We start from the raw sequence: 17,329 nt of genomic DNA on the forward strand, positions 1-17,329 counted from the left end.
GAAACAGATCACTCCGATGAAAGAACTGCTCTACGTAGAAATACCGAACCCCGATACCGACGCTGTTCGCACCTGGTTGCAGCAGGACTGGCACTTTGAGCTGGGGAAGAAAACGATAACCCTGGATGGTATCCTGGTACAAATTGAACATGCGCCTTCAGCCAATTCATCTACACCGATTTGCGTCCCGATTCCGGAAATCTCCATTTTTGTTTGGTCGGTGCAGCGAACCACCTACTTGAAAGCCTTTCGCTCTTGCGATCGCGCGATCGCTCTCGAACGGCAATTACTCCAGAAGCTGACCGGGGACTTACGCCGTCAGTTTCCCTATCGCTATCCTGAACCCCCAGAGGTCGATTTATCCCAACAGTCTATCTTTGAGGCGCTGGCGCCCTATTATCCCCAGACAGTTCATTTCTTCCAAAAAATGCCCAAAGGGGAATATGACCTCAACCGCGTCTATTGGTGGGAAAAACGATGGCGCGAAGGGGTACGGAATCCACAGCAGCCTAAACAAGTGGTGTTTAAGACAACCGAGGAACCGACACAGCTTCGAGGAAGCAGCTACTCCAATTCCACTTATGACCTGATTTACATCGGTGGCGCCCTGGGAGTCATTCACGCCGCTGTGATGGCACAACGGGGGTATCGAGTTCTACTGGTAGAACGATTACCCTTTGGGCGCATGAACCGAGAATGGAATATTTCCCGGTCTGAGTTTCAGAGTCTCATCGATTTGGGGTTATTTAAGCCCGATGAGTTTGAAGCCATGATCGCCAGAGAATATATCGATGGCTTCAACAAATTCTTTGATGGCAACAATCCTCCTCATCTAAAAGCACCTGTATTAAATACACCAACAGTACTCAATGTGGCAATTGATTCAGAGAAATTGTTACAATTATGTGGAGAAAAGTTACAAAAAGCCGGCGGCGACATCTGGGATGAGACGGAGTTTATCCGGGCAGAGATCACGCCAGAGGAAGTTGTCGTCAGTCTACAGCATCTGCCCAGCCAAACCCCCCGACAAGCCAGAGGACGGCTTTTAGTCGATGCCATGGGTACCGCTTCCCCCATCGCTTGGCAACTGAATGGAGGCAGGGCGTTTGATAGCGTCTGCCCCACCGTCGGTGCGGTGATTGCCAGTGGATTCGAGCCAGGGGTGTGGGATTCTAACTATGGAGACGTTCTCAATAGCCACGGCGACATTTCCCGGGGACGGCAGTTGATTTGGGAACTGTTTCCGGGAGCAGGGCAGGAACTGACGATTTATTTGTTCCACTACCATCAGATGCATCCTGAGAATCCTGGCTCTTTATTAGAAATGTATGAAGACTTTTTTACAATTCTGCCAGAGTACCGCCGCTGCGACGTAGAAAAATTGGTGTGGAAGAAACCCACATTCGGCTATATTCCTGGACACTTTAGCATCAGCAGTCGCGATCGCACGGTGGCGTTTGATCGGCTGGTTACCATTGGGGATGCGGCTTCCCTACAATCGCCTCTGGTGTTTACCGGATTTGGTTCCCTGGTGCGTAACCTGTATCGGTTAACCGACTTACTCGATACCGCCCTGCGGCATAATCTCCTAACTGCCAAAGATTTAAACCAAATTCGCGCTCATCAAAGCAATATTGCAGTCACCTGGCTCTTTTCCAAAGGCATGATGGTGCCAACCGGGCGTCATTTGCCTCCCCAACGGGTTAATGCCATGCTAAATACCTTCTTTGGGCTTTTAGCTGATGAACCGCCAGAGGTTGCTGATACCTTTATTAAAGACCGTTTTGATTGGTTAACCTTCAACCGACTAGCATTAAAAGCAGCTAGACGTAATCCTGCCCTGATTTTTTGGATTTGGGACATGGCAGGGACAAAGGATTTCTTACGCTGGCTGGGGAGCTACTTCACGTTTACTGGAAATGCTATAGTGAGTGGATTCCTTAAGGGGTGGTTCCCGAATCTGATTCGCCGCTTACAACCCTGGATTGAAAAGCATTATCCCGCCCTATGGTTGCGACTGTTAGCCCAACATTATGCGATAACAACGGGTATGGGAAGTCCGGAACAGGTGCAGCGTGAAGCATCAAATCAGGATGAATTAGTGACCCATGGGGGTCAAAAGAAAGCCTTTGATTCTTGAGGGTTTAACCCATGCAACTTCACCCTGGTACAGCGCCACTATCCCACTAACCAACCGCCTCAACTCCTGGCAGGACATACTGAGACTATCAATGGGGTTGAGATTTCATCCGACGGAAGCTTAAAGTGTGGAATCTACAAACAGCGGAGCTAGAAGCTACATTAGAGCATGAAAAAATGAGTGATTTGGTGGTTAGTTCAGATGACAAACTCTTAGCTGGAATAACCGAGAGTTCAGAGAATCAAGAGTCCAAAATTCAAGTCTTGCGGCGTCCCTAAACCTGATATCTCCAGTTCTCGGCTTAGTTGGGGAGTTTGTCCTACTGGCAATCGCCCAAACGATTGTCAACGCAATGCAGCTTAAAGTTCATCAATTGAATCAAGGTGAAGCCTCTCGCATTCAAAATTGATGAACCTGAACAATACGTAAATTGTCTACAACGCCTACGTGAACTGCTGACTCAGCACTACAGGGTTGTGAACCGTGATTTTTTTCTTTTGAATAGAAATCATTTGATCCGTTCGCAAATCCCCCAGTAGACGAGTGACGGTTACTCGGGTGGAGCCAATCGCTTCCGCGATCGCTTGATGGGATAGCTTCAAGTCAATGGTAATCCCATCCTTGCCAGGAACCCCAAAGTCACGGCAGAGAATCAATAAAAAACTGACCAAGCGAGATCCCATATCCCGGTGAGCCAATGTCTCGATCATCATTTCCGTCTGTAAAATCCGCGAGGACAGTCCCTGGAGCATCAACATAGATAGCTCTGGGTTGTCCTTGAGCGCTTGCTCTACCTGGTCAATCGGAGCTGAAAGCAGTTCAACCGGGGTAAACGCTACCGCATGGTAAAACCGATCAGAGCGGTGACCGGTAATCAATGACAATACCCCAAATACACTATTTTCCCGCAACAAAGCAACTGTAATTTCTTCCCCCGCCTCATATACCCGGGAAAGCTTCACAGCGCCTTTCATTAGAAAGTAGACCCGTTCAGCGGGATCTCCTGGGAAAAAAATAGTTTTGCCCCGCTCAAAGGTTTCAACAACGGGAGGAAATGAGCTTCCGCCGATTTGACGGAACACAGCTGCTAACGGTCTATCTTGCATTACGACCATACCTATTACCCTTGCGCCAAAGCCTTACTGACTTCTAAGTGATCGCCGATGAAGCTTGAGACTCCAAAATCGGCTCAATGAACGATCTCTATATTGTATTCAAGAATACTTAATCTGAGTCCCAATAGGTTTTTTGTACCAATTGTTACATAATGAGGTGAGATGTCAACGGACACCTGACGAATTGAGTTGATAGCTAACGGTTTGGCGTTATCATACAACGAACATCGCCCAAACACGGTTATTCTTTGTTTTATTGTCTTGAAGAATTAAGATACCTATGCTGAATTTGACTGGAAAGAATGCCCTAGTGACTGGGATTGCCAACAATCGATCAATCGCCTGGGGCATTGCCCAACAGTTGCACCAAGCGGGTGCGGAGTTGGGAGTCACCTATTTACCCGATGAGAAGGGACGCTATGAGAAGAAAGTCAGAGACTTGGTAGAACCGCTACAACCAAGTGTCTTCTTACCCTGTAACGTCCAGGATGATGCTCAAATTGACGCCACTTTTGAGTCGATTGGGAAGCAGTGGGGTAAACTGGATATCCTCATCCATTGCCTTGCCTTTGCCAATAAAGAGGACTTATCGGGAGAATTTAGCCAAACCTCGCGACAAGGGTTTACCACAGCCTTAGAAATTAGTACCTATTCCCTCACCCGACTAGCCGATGCTGCTAAACCCCTAATGAAAGAGGGGGGAAGTATCGTTACCTTGACTTATCTTGGCGGCGTGAAGGTGATCCCCAATTATAATGTCATGGGGATTGCCAAGTCGGGATTGGAGATGAGCGTCCGTTATCTCGCCGCCGAATTGGGACCGAGTAATATTCGGGTCAATGCGATTTCCGCTGGTCCAATCCGCACCCTAGCGTCTTCAGCGGTGGGCGGCATCTTGGATATGATTCATCATGTGGAACAGGTAGCACCCCTACGACGAACCGTTACCCAGCTAGAAGTTGGCAATACCGCCACCTTCTTATCGAGTGATCTCGCCAGTGGGATCACGGGTCAGGTTTTATATGTCGATGCTGGATATGAAATCATGGGTATGTAATTGGATGCCTCGGTCAAGAAACTGGGTTTCTTTGGGTGAAAGCTTGATAAGCTGTCATGCATTTAAATTGGGAATAGGTAGCGAGCAAGATGCAAAGCCTGCGGCATGGCTTCGCTTAACGCACTACAAGGATTTTGCCATTATTGACATTAAGGTTTAAATGCCGAACAGCTTATTTCTGTCATCTTCGCGAGAAACCCGGTTTCTCATAATACTTGACTGACGATCTAGGTATCAGCATTAAAAGGAATGATGTTGAAGCAACTCATCAAATATTTTGTCTATAAGACAAAAGGACATATCACAAAAACACAGCTCATTAATTTTTTATATTTGGCTGATCTTTATACGGTTAAATGGACAGGAAAGCAGCTTACTGAATTAAACTGGTGTTACTACCACCATAGTCCCTGGCATGAAGATATAGACGCAGCTCTCAGTCAAATGGACGAGAAAGAGATTGCCCAGGAAGCTGAAGGCAGGATTACCTTTATTAGACTAGGCATAGAAGCAGATATCACAACTGATATAAATTTACCTTTGGGTCTAAAACTAATGCTTGATAACATTAGAAGAGAGTGGGCTAGTGCCGCAAAATTTGAACAGTTATTAGATTATGTACATAATACGGCTCCAATGCTGGAAATGAGGCAAATTCATCAAGCTGAAGAAACAGTTAAGCTTAATTTAAACGCCGAACGAGAAAAATTGGTGAGTGAGTTAGGTTTGTAAAATGGCTGGACAAAAACCTCGGCAAGGATGGATCTACTTGATTAATCCTGATCGTGTTTCTTTGCGCTGTAAGCAGGGTCATGTTCATATTTATGATTTAAAAGAACCCAGTCAGATCGAGTGTAATCATAAAGATTGTACAGAAAAGCTTAATGCTAGTCGAGTTTTGAGAGGCAGTCATCCTCACCTTGTTTGGACAAGTGAGCAATTTAGAAATAACTCGGATGACATGCAGACATTTGCAATTATCCCATTGAGTTCACGAGAGATATACAAGGGTTTACCAACGGTTTACCCGATTAATCCAACTCAAAGGAATAATCTTGATACTGAATATTATGCTTTAATACATCAAATATACACCGTTGATGGTAACTGTTTTAAAGATTCTAACCATCATTGGTTGAAGCGCATAGGACAGTTAGACAAATCAGACAAAGAGGCGATAGAGAAACGATTACACTATTTTTTGGTAATACAAGATAATCCTGATGGGGACTGGTTTTCAAAAAATGCCTCTCCAGAGTTGACTAAAAAGGTATTTTATCAGTTATCTGAAGATGAGCGAAACAACCTCATCGATGAATTTCTAGGTTTTTGATAAAACAACAGTATTCTCAAATTGTCGATGCGATGGTCTAAGTTGCCTATACGGTCAAACTGGCACCATTTTTTCTAAGCCACTCTTTTCTCTCCCGGTAGTCGGGCATCACCTTATCTACTTCGTTCCAGAAGAGATCGCTATGATTACGGTGGTGGAAATGGCATAGCTCATGAACCACAATGTAATCAATAATTCTGGGTGATGCCATCATGCCTTTCCAATGAAAATTAAGCCAGCCACTTTTGCCACAACTAGCCCAGCGGTAGCCCATGTCTTTGACTTTGACTCCCCCAGGCTGAACGCCGACTTTAGGAGCAAAATATTTGACGCGATCGCGAAAACGTTGCTGACCCTTCTCGATGAAATACGATATAAATGCTTGTTTTGCTGCTGCATTACCGCCTTGCTCAACGACTTGACGATCTAAGCGAAAGTAGCCTTCTTTGAGCTTGAGGGCACGGTCTTGATTTGATACTAATGCCAAACGATAAGTACGACCCAGGTACAGAAAAGTTTCACCGTTGACCCACTCGCGCACTACGGCACTGGCATTGAGGTCTTTCCATTCAGCTAAGTTGCGGTAGATCCATAGACGCTTGCTTTCTACTACTGCATCGGCTTGTTCCGGGGTGTAATCAATCGGTGGGCGCAAGGTTACTCTGCCATCACGCTCAATCACAATATCGGTGGTTTTACGCGGGCTACCAGGTAGTAACTGGTATTCTATATCTCTGACACAGCGGATATTCATGGGTTGTCAGTTGTACCTTTCAATAGTTCGTTGTGTCGGTTTTTGGCGAGTTTCATAATTTCAACGGCGATCCGTTCACGATTTACTTTCAACTCGACAATGCCAGTAAGGGTAAGTGCAGTCTTGATTTCACTGCGGGTTCGCTTTTGCTTATCGCTATTATTCCAGAAATCGATGCTGCCAATACTATCTTGTAAGGTTTCGACAACTGCTTCCATCAGCACCTTGATCTTGGGTTTGGCATCTGGGGGTATCTCTCCATTTTCAAAGACCTGGTTGGCGATGTGTTCGTAGAAGGTTGTTGCTTCTTTACTCATGCCCTCTTCACCCTGCTGACGACCCGCGATCGCCTCTTCGCGGATTTTCTCTAACTCTTTGGCGAGCTTGTCCCAGCGGTCGTGATATTCTTCGATCAGGTACTCGACTTTCTCTGATAGGCTTTGATAAAAGGCTGGGTCTTCATCGTGGTGGACAGTGCAATGCTTGCGGATGGCGTGCTCCATTTCACTAGCCTTGGCTTCGTCGTTGTTGCCTGCGTGCTGGTTAAGTTGCGCCATAAAGTCTGGCGATAGCAGCTCTACGGGAGGCACTTTGGGGTTGATGCCCAGACTAATCAAATGCTCGTTGATTAGATCCCGGACTTTTTTGCCAGCGTCGCCCAGGTTGAGGCTAGTGTCTTTGTAACGCTCTTTGGTGACTTGGAGGATATAGCCCAACCGTTTGGCAGGCACTCGGTATTTTTGAGCAATGGGGTTGGGCAGGATAATATCCAGACTTGCCAGGAATTTTTTCAGATAGACCTCAAAGTCAGCCCGGATTTTCTCGTTTTTGAGTAGCTTAACCGCCTCATGAACCACAGCAGCATCTGCTTGGATGGTCTCTAGGTTCCCTTCGGCATAGTCCCGTACTTTGGCGACCTTATGCTCTGCAAATAGCTGTAGCAGGCGTTGGTATCGCTCCTCTAACACGGGCATCTCAGAGGCAATGCTTTTTAAGCCCTGAGCCAATTCCTGTTGTTCATTAGTGGCTGCATACAGAGTCAGAGCCTCTGTCAAATTTTCGGTGAGACCGATGTAATCGACGATGTAGCCCCGCTGTTTGCCTTTCTTGACTCGGTTGGTGCGGGCGATCGCTTGTAGCAATGTATGCTCTTTCATTTTTTTATCGATATACATCACCTGCTCAATGGGGGCATCAAAGCCCGTGAGTAGCATGTCACACACAACCAAAAAGGCAATGCCAGTATGAGGCTTATCGGGATCGTCAAAGTCGAAGGGACGGCAAAAGTTATCGACGGCATTCCAAGCTCGGACTTGCTGGCGGGCTTCGGTGACGTAGGTAGGCTCATTAGTGCCACTGCCGGAGATTACCACTGCTGCCTTGAGGAAGCGTACTTTGCGGATCAGTTCGAGGTCGGGGTTAGGTTGCGCTTTTAAGCGGGCTACGGTGTCGGCTAAGGCTTGATGGATTGCTTTTTGATAACGCACAGCAGCGAGTTTAGAATGGCACACCACTTGGGCTTTAAAGCCGTTAGGAAAAATATTTTCTAGGTAGTGTTTCACCAGGTCTTGGGCGATCGCGCTAATCCGTTGCTCGGCTTCTAACAAGTCGCCTGTCGCCCCGTATTTCTTCTTGATTGCTAGTAACTCTTCGTCACTGCGATCGCGAAAGAGATTTTCAAAGCGGGTTTCAAAGCCGTGTTTATCGTTGAGGGCATCGTCGGAGGTACGACCTTCGTACAAAATTTGTAGCGTAGTGCCGTCGGGTACGGCATCCATAAGCCGATAGGTGTCGATGTAGCTGCCAAAGCGTTTATGGGTTTTCTTTTCACCGTGTCGCTCGGTAATGAGGGGGGTGCCAGTGAAGGCAAGACGGGCAGCGTTGGGAAAGGCTTCAAAGACGTTATCGCCCAGGTCGGAGCTTTGGGTGCGGTGAGCCTCGTCAATCATCAGCACGATGCGGGAGGAGTGATTGACTACGCCAAAAGTCTGGTTGCTAGGAATAGGGCGATAAGTGCCTAGGGCTTCGGCAACTTTCAGAGGCATGACCCGATCGCGCTGCTGAAACTTATGCACCATCACCATATTGATATCGGAGGCATCCGTTGATAGGTGGTCTCGGAGGGCTTGGGTGCTTTCAATCGGATAAACCCGCCCGCCAATCAGGGTGGCGGTTTTAGACAACTGCTTTTCGAGATCGACGCGATCGTTAATCAGCACGATTTTGTAGTCGCTCAGGTCTGACGATGCTCGCAGCATCCGCGCCACAAATACCATAGTTAGGCTTTTGCCCGATCCTTGGGTGTGCCAGACAACACCACTTTTTTCGGCTGCGGTTTGACCTTGGCGTAGACGTTCGATAATTTTGTTGGCTGCTCGAAACTGTTGGTAACGGCACACCACCTTAATGCGGGGACCGCTATCGCTGTCCATAAAGACGCTAGAAGTCCGCAAGATGCTCAGTAGGTTGGTTTTATTGAGCATACCGTTGATGAGTTGCTGTTGTTGGTTCAGCCCTGCGGCGGTACTCTCTGGTTGAGGATACTGGGTTTTCCAGGGATAGAAATGCTCTGCTTCGGAGGTGATCGTACCATAGTCAGCTTCAACGCCTGTGCTGCGAACAATGAACAGATTGGGATGAAACAGGCGCGGTTCTCCTTCCCGTAAACCATGCCGGGTGGTCTCTTCTCGCTGGTTCATGTAACGCTGGAGCTGCTCAAAGGCTGCGGACATGGGGTTAGCGCAGGTGGCACTGCCTTTTTTACACTCAACCACCACCAGGGGGATGCCGTTCACGAATAGCACAATGTCGGGAATGATGTATTGCTTAACGCAGCCCGGTGTATCGATGCGGAACTGGTTGATGGCGTGAAACTGGTTGTTTTGGGGATTTGCAAAGTCGATCAGTTTTACTACAGGGTCTTCTTCCCCGGTTTGTTCGTTGACATCGACTTGGGACTTGAACAGCAGTTTTTGAATGGCTTCGTTAGCTTCGAGGAGGGTGCGGTTGGGCTGGCGCAGGATTTGGTCTTGCAGGTCTTGGAGTTGTTTGGGAGTGAGCCAGGAAGTGCCGTCGGCGTTAGTGTTGAGGGCTGCGACGGATTGGTTAAAGACCTGGGGTAGTAGCCACTGGCGAAAGTTAGCCCGTAGGCTTTTGGTGGGGTCACTGGGGATTTGTGCGCCCTGGTCGATAATTTGCCAACTGAGGGTTTGTAATTGCTGTAGAAATGGCTGTTCGACTTCGGTGTATTCAGACATAAGCTACCTGATAAGGCTGGAATCGACTAAAATCATGTATCTGTCCTCATCAGGTCGAGGTCGCCCTCCCAGGACAACTTGCCTCGAAAAGCTTTGATTTTTTCTTGGTGCTTGAGCTGTAATAGCGTTTTTAGAGCCAACTCGATTACTTGATCGGTGGTGGTTAGCCCAGTGGTTTGCAGGGCATCGGCAATTAAGGCTTCGTCTATTTCAATATTGGTTTTCATGATTTGGGGGATTTGGGGGGTATGAGACTGTCAAAGATCGTTCAAAGTCGGTATCTTTGCCAACATTGGGAATGAGGCGAAGCACTTCAGCAAAGGATTTTTGGGGCGGATGCAATAGAACTTGCTCCAAGATTTTGCGATGCTCGGCTTCGGCACTGATGCCGTGGCGACTAGCCCGTTGTTTCAGTGCTTTGACAATGGCATCGTCGATGTTACGAACAATTAGATTAGCCATAGCGATGGGGTTTTGAAGAGATTGCTTATGCTGATGATAGCATTGCTATCAGGACAGGCGATAGGGCTAGTTTGAAATATAATCCACTTCATCAGATGCAACTTTGACTGGGACTTTGCCAGTGAGTAAATCGTGCATCAAGCCAGACTTTTGTTTGTGTAGCTTAGTTCGATGTTCTCTCTCTTGCTCAATTTTCTGATTTATGGAGAGCAGAAAGTTTGTAATTCTTTCTTGCTCATCCTGATTTCTAGGAAAAGCAATGCTCATATTTTTCAAGAGTGTTGCACTTAAGTTTTTTTGACTGCCATCATTGCTCATGTCTCTTAAAACGCAATATTTCTGCTCAAACAAAAAATACATGAATTGACTTTGAACTAAATTATTAAACTCAAAGCCAACGCAAGCTTGATTTGAAGCACAATCAATCCCAAGTATTGCAACTCTCCCCCTTGTGTTGCCTTCACCGTATATAGCCATAACAACTGTGCCTTCACGGAAAAGCTTTGCTGATGATGAATTAAGACCTTCCTTTGTTATGTATTCTTCAGAATCTTCTATTCGGTTATATTTGATTTCGCCAGTTTTAATCCACGGGATATTACCTCCCCAAAACTTACTTTTACTTCTATTTGGTGTTCCCCCTGAAGTAATATTGCAAAGCTCTCCTAGTAGCTTGATCTCCCAGTCTTTTGGAATCCAACCGATCGCACTCTCCTGATACAACTCCGGCGCTTCGTCACGGGGAGGGCGCAGCTTGCCATCCGCACCAATGCCACGGGTAAACAAGTCGTGCATCAGCCCTGCCTTAATCTGCTGGTATTTCTCGATCAGGGCTTCTGTATGTGCGATCGCGCGATCGATACTACCAAGTATGTTCCTGATATGTATCTGCCGCTCAAGGCGATAGTTAGGTATAAGTAAATTCCCAACAATATTTTGGTTAACAGAAGGCAAAGCTCCCGGCTGAGTAAATATAGATAAATCTACATTGAGTAGTAAATAATATAGAAAAAAATAATCAATATGGTGTGGTACTACCCCCATCATATTGTTATCTATTATCGTATCTTCAGAGAGAATTCTCCTTTTATTCAAATAAACTGCTGCACCAACTTTCGCAAAAACAATCGTGTTTTCCGGAAAAACGGTTAAGCCCAAAGACTTGACAAGATTGTCATCCACATAGTTGTTAGCTTTAGTAATCGTCTGTCGATTTTCTGGTAAGTTCATGTCACTTACCTTTATAAAGGGATATTTTCCCGCTTTTTTGCCTTGGTATTTTTCAGGAAAGCCACTACCTCCTTTAATCTTACAAACTTCTGAAAGCTTTATTCCTTCACTCATATCCCAACTCCACCAAAAACGCCTGTAACTCCTGCGCTACTGTATCCCGTTGCGCTTCAATCTCCTTCGCTGTCACCGCATACTTCTCCCACAAATTCTCAACCGCCCGCACACAAGCCCGCTGATCCGCCCGTAAATAGGTTTCGTAGATCTCCATCAGCGTCTTCCGCAGACGCTCAATAATCACCGTGCGAGCTTCATCCGTAGAAATCTTTTCACGGGCACTTTGCACCAGTTCATCGCGATTATGCTCAATACTCCTAATATTAGCCCGGAGCGTTCTCACTTCATCTTCTAAAGCCTTGTGACGCTCCAAGCTGGCGGTAATCCTTGCTGCCTGATTATAGGCGTGTTGTCCCCGTTCCATTGCCTCTTTCAAAGGAATAGCATACTCACTGATATGACCCACATCAGCAGCAAGCTCCAGAATACGATTACCGTTAGTAAACAGCACCTCTTTTTGGGTAAATCCTTCAGTGCAATAAAAGCCTTTCTTAGCACCTGGGGGTAACAAATTCGCCCCCTTAATTTCAGTGAAGATATTGCCAGCCAAAGCTTTAACCTGTTTGATCTGCGCCTTCCACTCCGTCGTCCAAGTCTTCAACTCCTCTTTTTGACTTTTCACCTCCTCACTAGGCAATACTCCCGTGTCGTCGGTATCCTCAAAATCTTCCGCATCGGCAGCAGCAAATAGTGCCTGTAACTCCGCCAGCCGAGTCTGCGCTTGCTCCAATTCCTCTAAAACTTCCGGGAACTGGCTCTGCAAAATATCCTCATCGGGAATCAGTTCTGCCCCCCAACCACTGGCTGCAATGGACTTAAAATCTGCCTTCAATATATCCACATAGTTGGCAAATGCCCCCCGCACCTGAAAAGACGTGAGTAACTGCTGGTTGGCTAATTTCTCTTCAATGCTCCTGAGCAAACGATTCCGCATAATATAGACATTCCGGGGGCGAGCTTCCTGATTCGCTGCATCGGGGGCTAGAGCCTCCACAACGGGTAGATTTGCCTCCCACCACTCCTCTAGCCTTTCCATAAACTGTTCATGCCGCGTCGTCACACTTTGGTGAGTCGCCACAAAGTCGGCAATGTCGCGCTTACTCGTCAGCACTGGGGCAAAGTCAAGATAAGTCTGATCACGGGGCACAAAGGCATCCTCTCGCAACTGCCCATAGTTCTGCCAGAAGTGCTTGAGGCTATCGACTTCCACCTTGGGCACACCCCCATGCAGATGGGCACGCACATCATGGGGTTCGGGCGGTGGGGCATTATCCACATAGCGGCGGATATTGCAGTTGTAGTCCTCCTCAGCAATCTCCGCCCTAGGCACTAACCGCGCATAGGCGGGAATGTTTTCCTTAGTGCGATAGGCATAGACAATTTTATCAACATCTTCGGGGCGCAGGAAGTTCTGCGCTTTGCCCTCACGGTATTCGCGATCGGCATTGATAAACAGGACGCGATCGCGAGTCGTCGCCCCCATCTTATTCAGCACGAGAATACACGCCGGAATCCCAGTGCCATAAAACAGGTTACTGGGTAGACCGATAATCGCTTCTAGATAACCGTGATTGATAAAGTATTTGCGGGCTTCATGCTCCTCTCCCCCTCGAAATAGCACACCATGGGGCATTACTGTTGCCGAGCGACCATCATGCTTCAACACCGCCAGCATGTGCTGCACAAACATCAGGTCAGCCTTTTTGCCCTTTTCCGGCATCATCACCGGAAACCGTCCGGTGAATACCAGATCTTTTTTAATATAGTTCTGGCTAAAGGGGGGATTGGCTAAAACGCGATCAAAGCGTTTGAGTTCGTTATTTTCGTCCAAGTGCTGGGGTTCGCGGATGGTATCCGCTTGACGAATATCCGCATGGGAGATGCCATGCAGCAGCATATTCATCTTGCAGATAGACCAGGTTGTCCCCATTTTCTCCTGTCCAAACAGAGCCAGTTCCTCAGCATTTCTCCCCTTTTCCCGCAGATAGTCCCGCATTTGAATCAGCATCCCGCCTGAGCCGACAGTAGGGTCATATACCCGCATCCCCTCCTCTGGGTCACAAATTTCGACGCAAACCCGCACCACCTCCGCTGGGGTATAAAATTCTCCCGCCTTTTTGCCCGCCGAGTCAGCAAAGTATTTGATTAGCCACTCGTAAGCTGCCCCCAACAGATCGGGAAACTCAAAATCGCTGTCTTTTAAAGGAATCTTCTCGAAGTTCTGCAAAAAATCAGACAATGTATCGTCGTCCAGCGTTCGCTGCCCGATTTTGCGGTTGAAGTTAATGCCCTTGAGTACATCTTCCAATACATCCGGGTTAGCATCTTCAATTGCCTCTAGAGCTTTATTAAGAGTCGTACCGACATTATTTTTAACATGCTTGAGAGCCGGATGCTTGACGATTTGACGCTGACCATTATCATCAATCACTTCTTCTTGCCAGCCCTCATTCCAGCGGGCGCGAGGTGGCACATAGAAGTATTTGCTAGAGTAATTATCGGGGTCTTCTAACTCTACCTCGATATCTTCTTCAGCCATGCCTCTAGCTGCTAACTCTGCTTGTAACTCAGCACGGCGTTGGTCAAAGAGATCGCTTGCCCGCTTCAAGAACAACATGCCAAAGACATACTCTTTGTACTCACTAGCATCCATACTACCGCGCAGATCGTCGCAAGCAGTAAGCAACAGATTGTATAAGCGAGAAAGCGTCAGTTTCATCGATAACCTGAGCAAAATCTATTGGATTCTAAGGCAAGAGTTCTTACAATCTGCCTCCGAAACTATACATTATAGAAGATTACAAAATTGACCTGAATCGAGAGACGCGATGCCTACGGCGGGCTGTACCTACACGAAACTCAACATCGCCTTATTATCGGATGGGATGCCAAAAGTCAGCACCAGGATTGTGACATGACTTATTCGGGATCAAGGAAACTGAATAATATCGCAGCATGAGGAAGTTCGTGCCGAAAAAGCAGCAGACATCGCCAAAACTTTAACTAAGATGAACGAAAAAGGCGACCTCAATAACCAACAACAAGCCTTCATCAAACGGAAAACTACTACCCTCGACCGTATCAATAACCCCTACCCTCGTCCTACTGGAGAGCCGATGACACTAATCTGACAACGATGACAAATAATGGTCAATCGAAAGTTTAACGAGCACGGAGGGATTTGAACCCCCGACACCCAGAACCGGAATCTGGTGCTCTATCCACTGAGCTACGCGCCCTTCCTTGTGTGTAGCGGCGTTTCCAAGGAAACACACTGACACAAATCAGATTATAACGTTGATTTGGAAAAAACGGCAATCTGTGCCAAATAAAAAATTCCCCTGCCTATGGCTCAGACTAAATCCGGGTTAACTACCCCCATGTTGCTCTTACTTTTCACCGGATCTGGTGCTACCTTTACTTATCACTGACGCTTTGGTGGTTTCGGAGGTCTAGCAAAAGCTGGATTGCCACCCTCCTTGTTTCGACGAGTGGGCGGCTTAGATTTTTTAAGCACAGGCTTACTTCCCTTTGCTCTGGGCTTAGGTGATGGATTAGGCTTGCTCATCTTCCGGTTATCTTCCCATCCTATTACTTGTAAAGGAGTCGGTAGAACTGGACGCTCTTTGTACTCATTTTTATCAGTTCCAATCCTTGGCTGGTGATCACGCTCAATTTCCATATATCGTGCTTCATTCCTGGAAACACCAGACCAACTGAGCATTGCCAGAAGCATCTTGATACGGGGTAATTCTTCTAAAGTTGTGGCTTTACTTGTGTTCGGCTGATCTGCCTCACTGATATGATTGAGGGCATACTTTTCAAACACTTTCGCACATCTATCCTGTGTATCAGCCCCATCAGATTTTTCTCCGATATGCCAGTTATTATCTTGAAATAGCTTTTTGTATCGTTGTTTGCGATCGCTCAGATGTAGCTGATGCGTAATCTTTACGGCTCCCATTCCCAGTGGTTTACCCATGCCAATTGAGAGGCGGTACTCTTCCTTTTGTGCAATATTCAGTACCCAAAGGATAGCACCAAGCTCCACATCACTAAGATTCTCAAAATCTATAGTAAATGTAAAAGAGACTCCAGCTTTAATCGGCTTAATCTGAGTGGTTTGGCTTTCTGAAGCTTCAGAATCCTTAAGAACAATTGAAGGTGAACATCCTTTGTGCCAGTAGAGCTTATGTCCTCGGATGACTGTTTCCTTTTCTGGCTTATTGGCGTAGTGCTTTAATTCGCACTTTCTAGCTTCTGGGTCAGTTTGAACTAAGTAGTGCTGAAATGTAGTCGGTTTAGGACTAGCTAGAATCTTAGGCGTAATTGGGTCATTTTTTAACCAGATATCATCACCAGCCGTTCTTTCACAGATGGCATCACTGATAAAGACACGTCCAGCACGCGCTTGATTTTTATCCTGTTTTTCATTTCTAACATAGCCAAATATTGCTTCAGCCATATCTAAAATTTCAGCGTTGTGCAAATAATCAGGAACAAAATCAACGGCTGAAGCAGCACGTCCATCACCTGTAAAAGAGAAGGGAATACGAAAATTTGGACTTTGACCAAATAAAGTTAAGATTTTTACTTGCTGTGGCTGACAGTAAAAAATAGCACGACCCTGTGTTAAAACTCCCAAGTTTTCGTTAAATGGGTTTTTCTCATAAGGTGATTTTCCTTTCTGAAAGGTGGTTAAAGCATGGCAATAATTCTCTATGGCATCATCGCTAATCTTGAGGAGTTCGGCATTGGTGTCAGGTTCTCGAATTAGGCAGTAATTTTTGCGCTGGAGGTTATCTGGATTATCACTAGCTTCCAACATATTGCCACTCGTGACTAATACACCCCTATATTTGTAAGCTTCACAGTCACTGCTGACATCTTTAGCAAACCGACGACAATTTTTAGAATACAGATTCCCAAAACTGATATTGTATTTATATTGTGGGCGGTAGTCGGAAGATTTCATGGGGATGAGTTCAGTAATTTTACCCCACAAGTCTTTTTCTTCAACCCAAACGAATGGTTTATCCTCAATAGAAAGTGCCGGACGAATGTACCAACCATCAGTTTCCTTGGTAAGATAACCAGCTTTAACCTTTCTTCCCTTATCTAGATACTTTTCATATTCTTTTTTTAACGGTTCATCTTTGTCAGTAGCAACCGCACGGAAAAAAAATCGTTGTTGCTCAGATACCTGCTCAAGCTTACCAAAGCTAACAATTTCTACCAAAGTCCGCAACAACCCCCTTAAACTACTACCAGGCAGAGTAGGACGCTGATTAGCGGGGTTGGTGAAGAAATCTGCACGTTTACGGCGCTGCTCTGGAGTCAAATCTTCATTATTTTTATCCCCAAAATTGGCGAAGTCAGTTGGAGTTAAAGCACACCGAATATACAGAGGTGATTCAGTGATCAGTGTACATATAATTTGACCCGTATGCCGATTTGGGCAATATCTATCATTGTCAGGTAGAGGTTCTGCTTCTACCACTTTTTCAGGTAATTCGACAAAATTGTACGGTGCGATCGCATTACGATCTTCCGGTACTTTTTTGAGATGTTTGGGAAGCATTGATTGATTCCTTGTTAGTAGTTATGTTGACAAGACGACTTAGAGAGATACGAGCTACTCCATCATCATCATAGGTAATGTAGTGATGTACAATTAGACGCACTGGGTTAATCAGTTGATGGCGATCGCCACTCGGTAACGGTTCAGCTTATTCATGGCGAAATTCTTGCTTGGCTTCCCATTCTAAGTATTCTTCAGCCGTCATTTTTTGATAGTGTTCGCGAGTGGTAATCATAATTTGCTCCTTAATGCAATCTATTCTTATTTTAATGTGAGTTCGATG

Annotated in this window: 13 protein-coding genes and 1 tRNA gene; 5 read left to right on the top strand and 9 right to left on the bottom strand. The window is 46.2% G+C overall.

Annotation, left to right across the window (positions count from 1 at the left end; all coding sequences use genetic code 11):
- Positions 1 to 16: 16 nt before the first annotated feature.
- Positions 17 to 2,140 (top strand): flavin-dependent dehydrogenase, encoded by a 2,124-nt coding sequence (locus tag RIG27_RS10860; RefSeq protein WP_446345145.1) that lies wholly within the window; start codon positions 17 to 19, stop codon positions 2,138 to 2,140.
- Positions 2,141 to 2,265: 125 nt separating this feature from the next.
- On the top strand, positions 2,266 to 2,418 hold the full coding sequence (locus RIG27_RS10865; RefSeq protein ID WP_446345041.1) for a hypothetical protein: 153 nt from the start codon (positions 2,266 to 2,268) through the stop codon (positions 2,416 to 2,418).
- A 165-nt stretch (positions 2,419 to 2,583) separates the two neighbouring features.
- On the opposite strand, the gene ntcA is transcribed toward RIG27_RS10865, so the two are convergent.
- Positions 2,584 to 3,255, bottom strand: a complete 672-nt coding sequence (gene ntcA, locus RIG27_RS10870) for a global nitrogen regulator NtcA (protein ID WP_044210879.1) — start codon at positions 3,253 to 3,255, stop codon at positions 2,584 to 2,586.
- A 280-nt stretch (positions 3,256 to 3,535) separates the two neighbouring features.
- On the opposite strand from ntcA, the gene fabI reads away from it, so the two are divergent.
- From fabI to RIG27_RS10885, 3 genes are all read left to right on the top strand, one after another.
- The gene (gene fabI / locus RIG27_RS10875) at positions 3,536 to 4,312 is read left to right on the top strand and encodes an enoyl-ACP reductase FabI (protein ID WP_446345043.1); all 777 of its coding nucleotides are present in this window, start codon (positions 3,536 to 3,538) and stop codon (positions 4,310 to 4,312) included.
- Positions 4,313 to 4,564: 252 nt separating this feature from the next.
- Positions 4,565 to 5,044 (top strand): type II toxin-antitoxin system antitoxin SocA domain-containing protein, encoded by a 480-nt coding sequence (locus RIG27_RS10880; protein WP_446345147.1) that lies wholly within the window; start codon positions 4,565 to 4,567, stop codon positions 5,042 to 5,044.
- 1 nt (position 5,045) lies between these two features.
- The gene (locus tag RIG27_RS10885) at positions 5,046 to 5,645 is read left to right on the top strand and encodes a type II toxin-antitoxin system PemK/MazF family toxin (protein ID WP_446345045.1); all 600 of its coding nucleotides are present in this window, start codon (positions 5,046 to 5,048) and stop codon (positions 5,643 to 5,645) included.
- A 46-nt stretch (positions 5,646 to 5,691) separates the two neighbouring features.
- On the opposite strand, the gene RIG27_RS10890 is transcribed toward RIG27_RS10885, so the two are convergent.
- From RIG27_RS10890 to RIG27_RS10925, 8 genes are all read right to left on the bottom strand, one after another.
- Positions 5,692 to 6,399 carry a M48 family metallopeptidase gene (locus tag RIG27_RS10890; protein ID WP_446345047.1) on the bottom strand — a complete coding sequence of 236 codons (708 nt, stop codon included), beginning with the start codon at positions 6,397 to 6,399 and terminating at the stop codon, positions 5,692 to 5,694.
- A complete protein-coding gene (locus RIG27_RS10895; protein ID WP_446345049.1) occupies positions 6,396 to 9,656 on the bottom strand; it encodes a type I restriction endonuclease subunit R in 3,261 nt (1,086 codons plus the stop codon). The genes RIG27_RS10890 and RIG27_RS10895 overlap by 4 nt, the downstream gene beginning before the upstream one ends.
- Before the next feature lie 32 nt (positions 9,657 to 9,688).
- Positions 9,689 to 9,883, bottom strand: a complete 195-nt coding sequence (locus RIG27_RS10900; RefSeq protein WP_446345051.1) for a type II toxin-antitoxin system VapB family antitoxin — start codon at positions 9,881 to 9,883, stop codon at positions 9,689 to 9,691.
- A complete protein-coding gene (locus RIG27_RS10905; protein ID WP_446345053.1) occupies positions 9,867 to 10,118 on the bottom strand; it encodes a FitA-like ribbon-helix-helix domain-containing protein in 252 nt (83 codons plus the stop codon). Before RIG27_RS10905 ends, RIG27_RS10900 begins: the two co-directional genes overlap by 17 nt.
- Before the next feature lie 66 nt (positions 10,119 to 10,184).
- A complete protein-coding gene (locus RIG27_RS10910) occupies positions 10,185 to 11,462 on the bottom strand; it encodes a restriction endonuclease subunit S (protein ID WP_446345055.1) in 1,278 nt (425 codons plus the stop codon).
- Complete coding sequence (locus RIG27_RS10915; RefSeq protein ID WP_446345057.1) at positions 11,455 to 14,184, bottom strand: N-6 DNA methylase; 2,730 nt, start codon at positions 14,182 to 14,184, stop codon at positions 11,455 to 11,457. The genes RIG27_RS10910 and RIG27_RS10915 overlap by 8 nt, the downstream gene beginning before the upstream one ends.
- A gap of 447 nt (positions 14,185 to 14,631) precedes the next feature.
- A tRNA-Arg gene (locus RIG27_RS10920) sits at positions 14,632 to 14,704 on the bottom strand.
- A 185-nt stretch (positions 14,705 to 14,889) separates the two neighbouring features.
- Entirely contained in the window at positions 14,890 to 17,046 is a 2,157-nt protein-coding gene (locus tag RIG27_RS10925) for a TIGR03986 family type III CRISPR-associated RAMP protein (RefSeq protein ID WP_446345059.1), read from the bottom strand.
- Positions 17,047 to 17,329 lie beyond the last annotated feature (283 nt).

The sequence above is a fragment of the Coleofasciculus sp. F4-SAH-05 genome, assembly GCF_040222985.1.
GTDB lineage: Bacteria > Cyanobacteriota > Cyanobacteriia > Cyanobacteriales > Coleofasciculaceae > Coleofasciculus > Coleofasciculus chthonoplastes.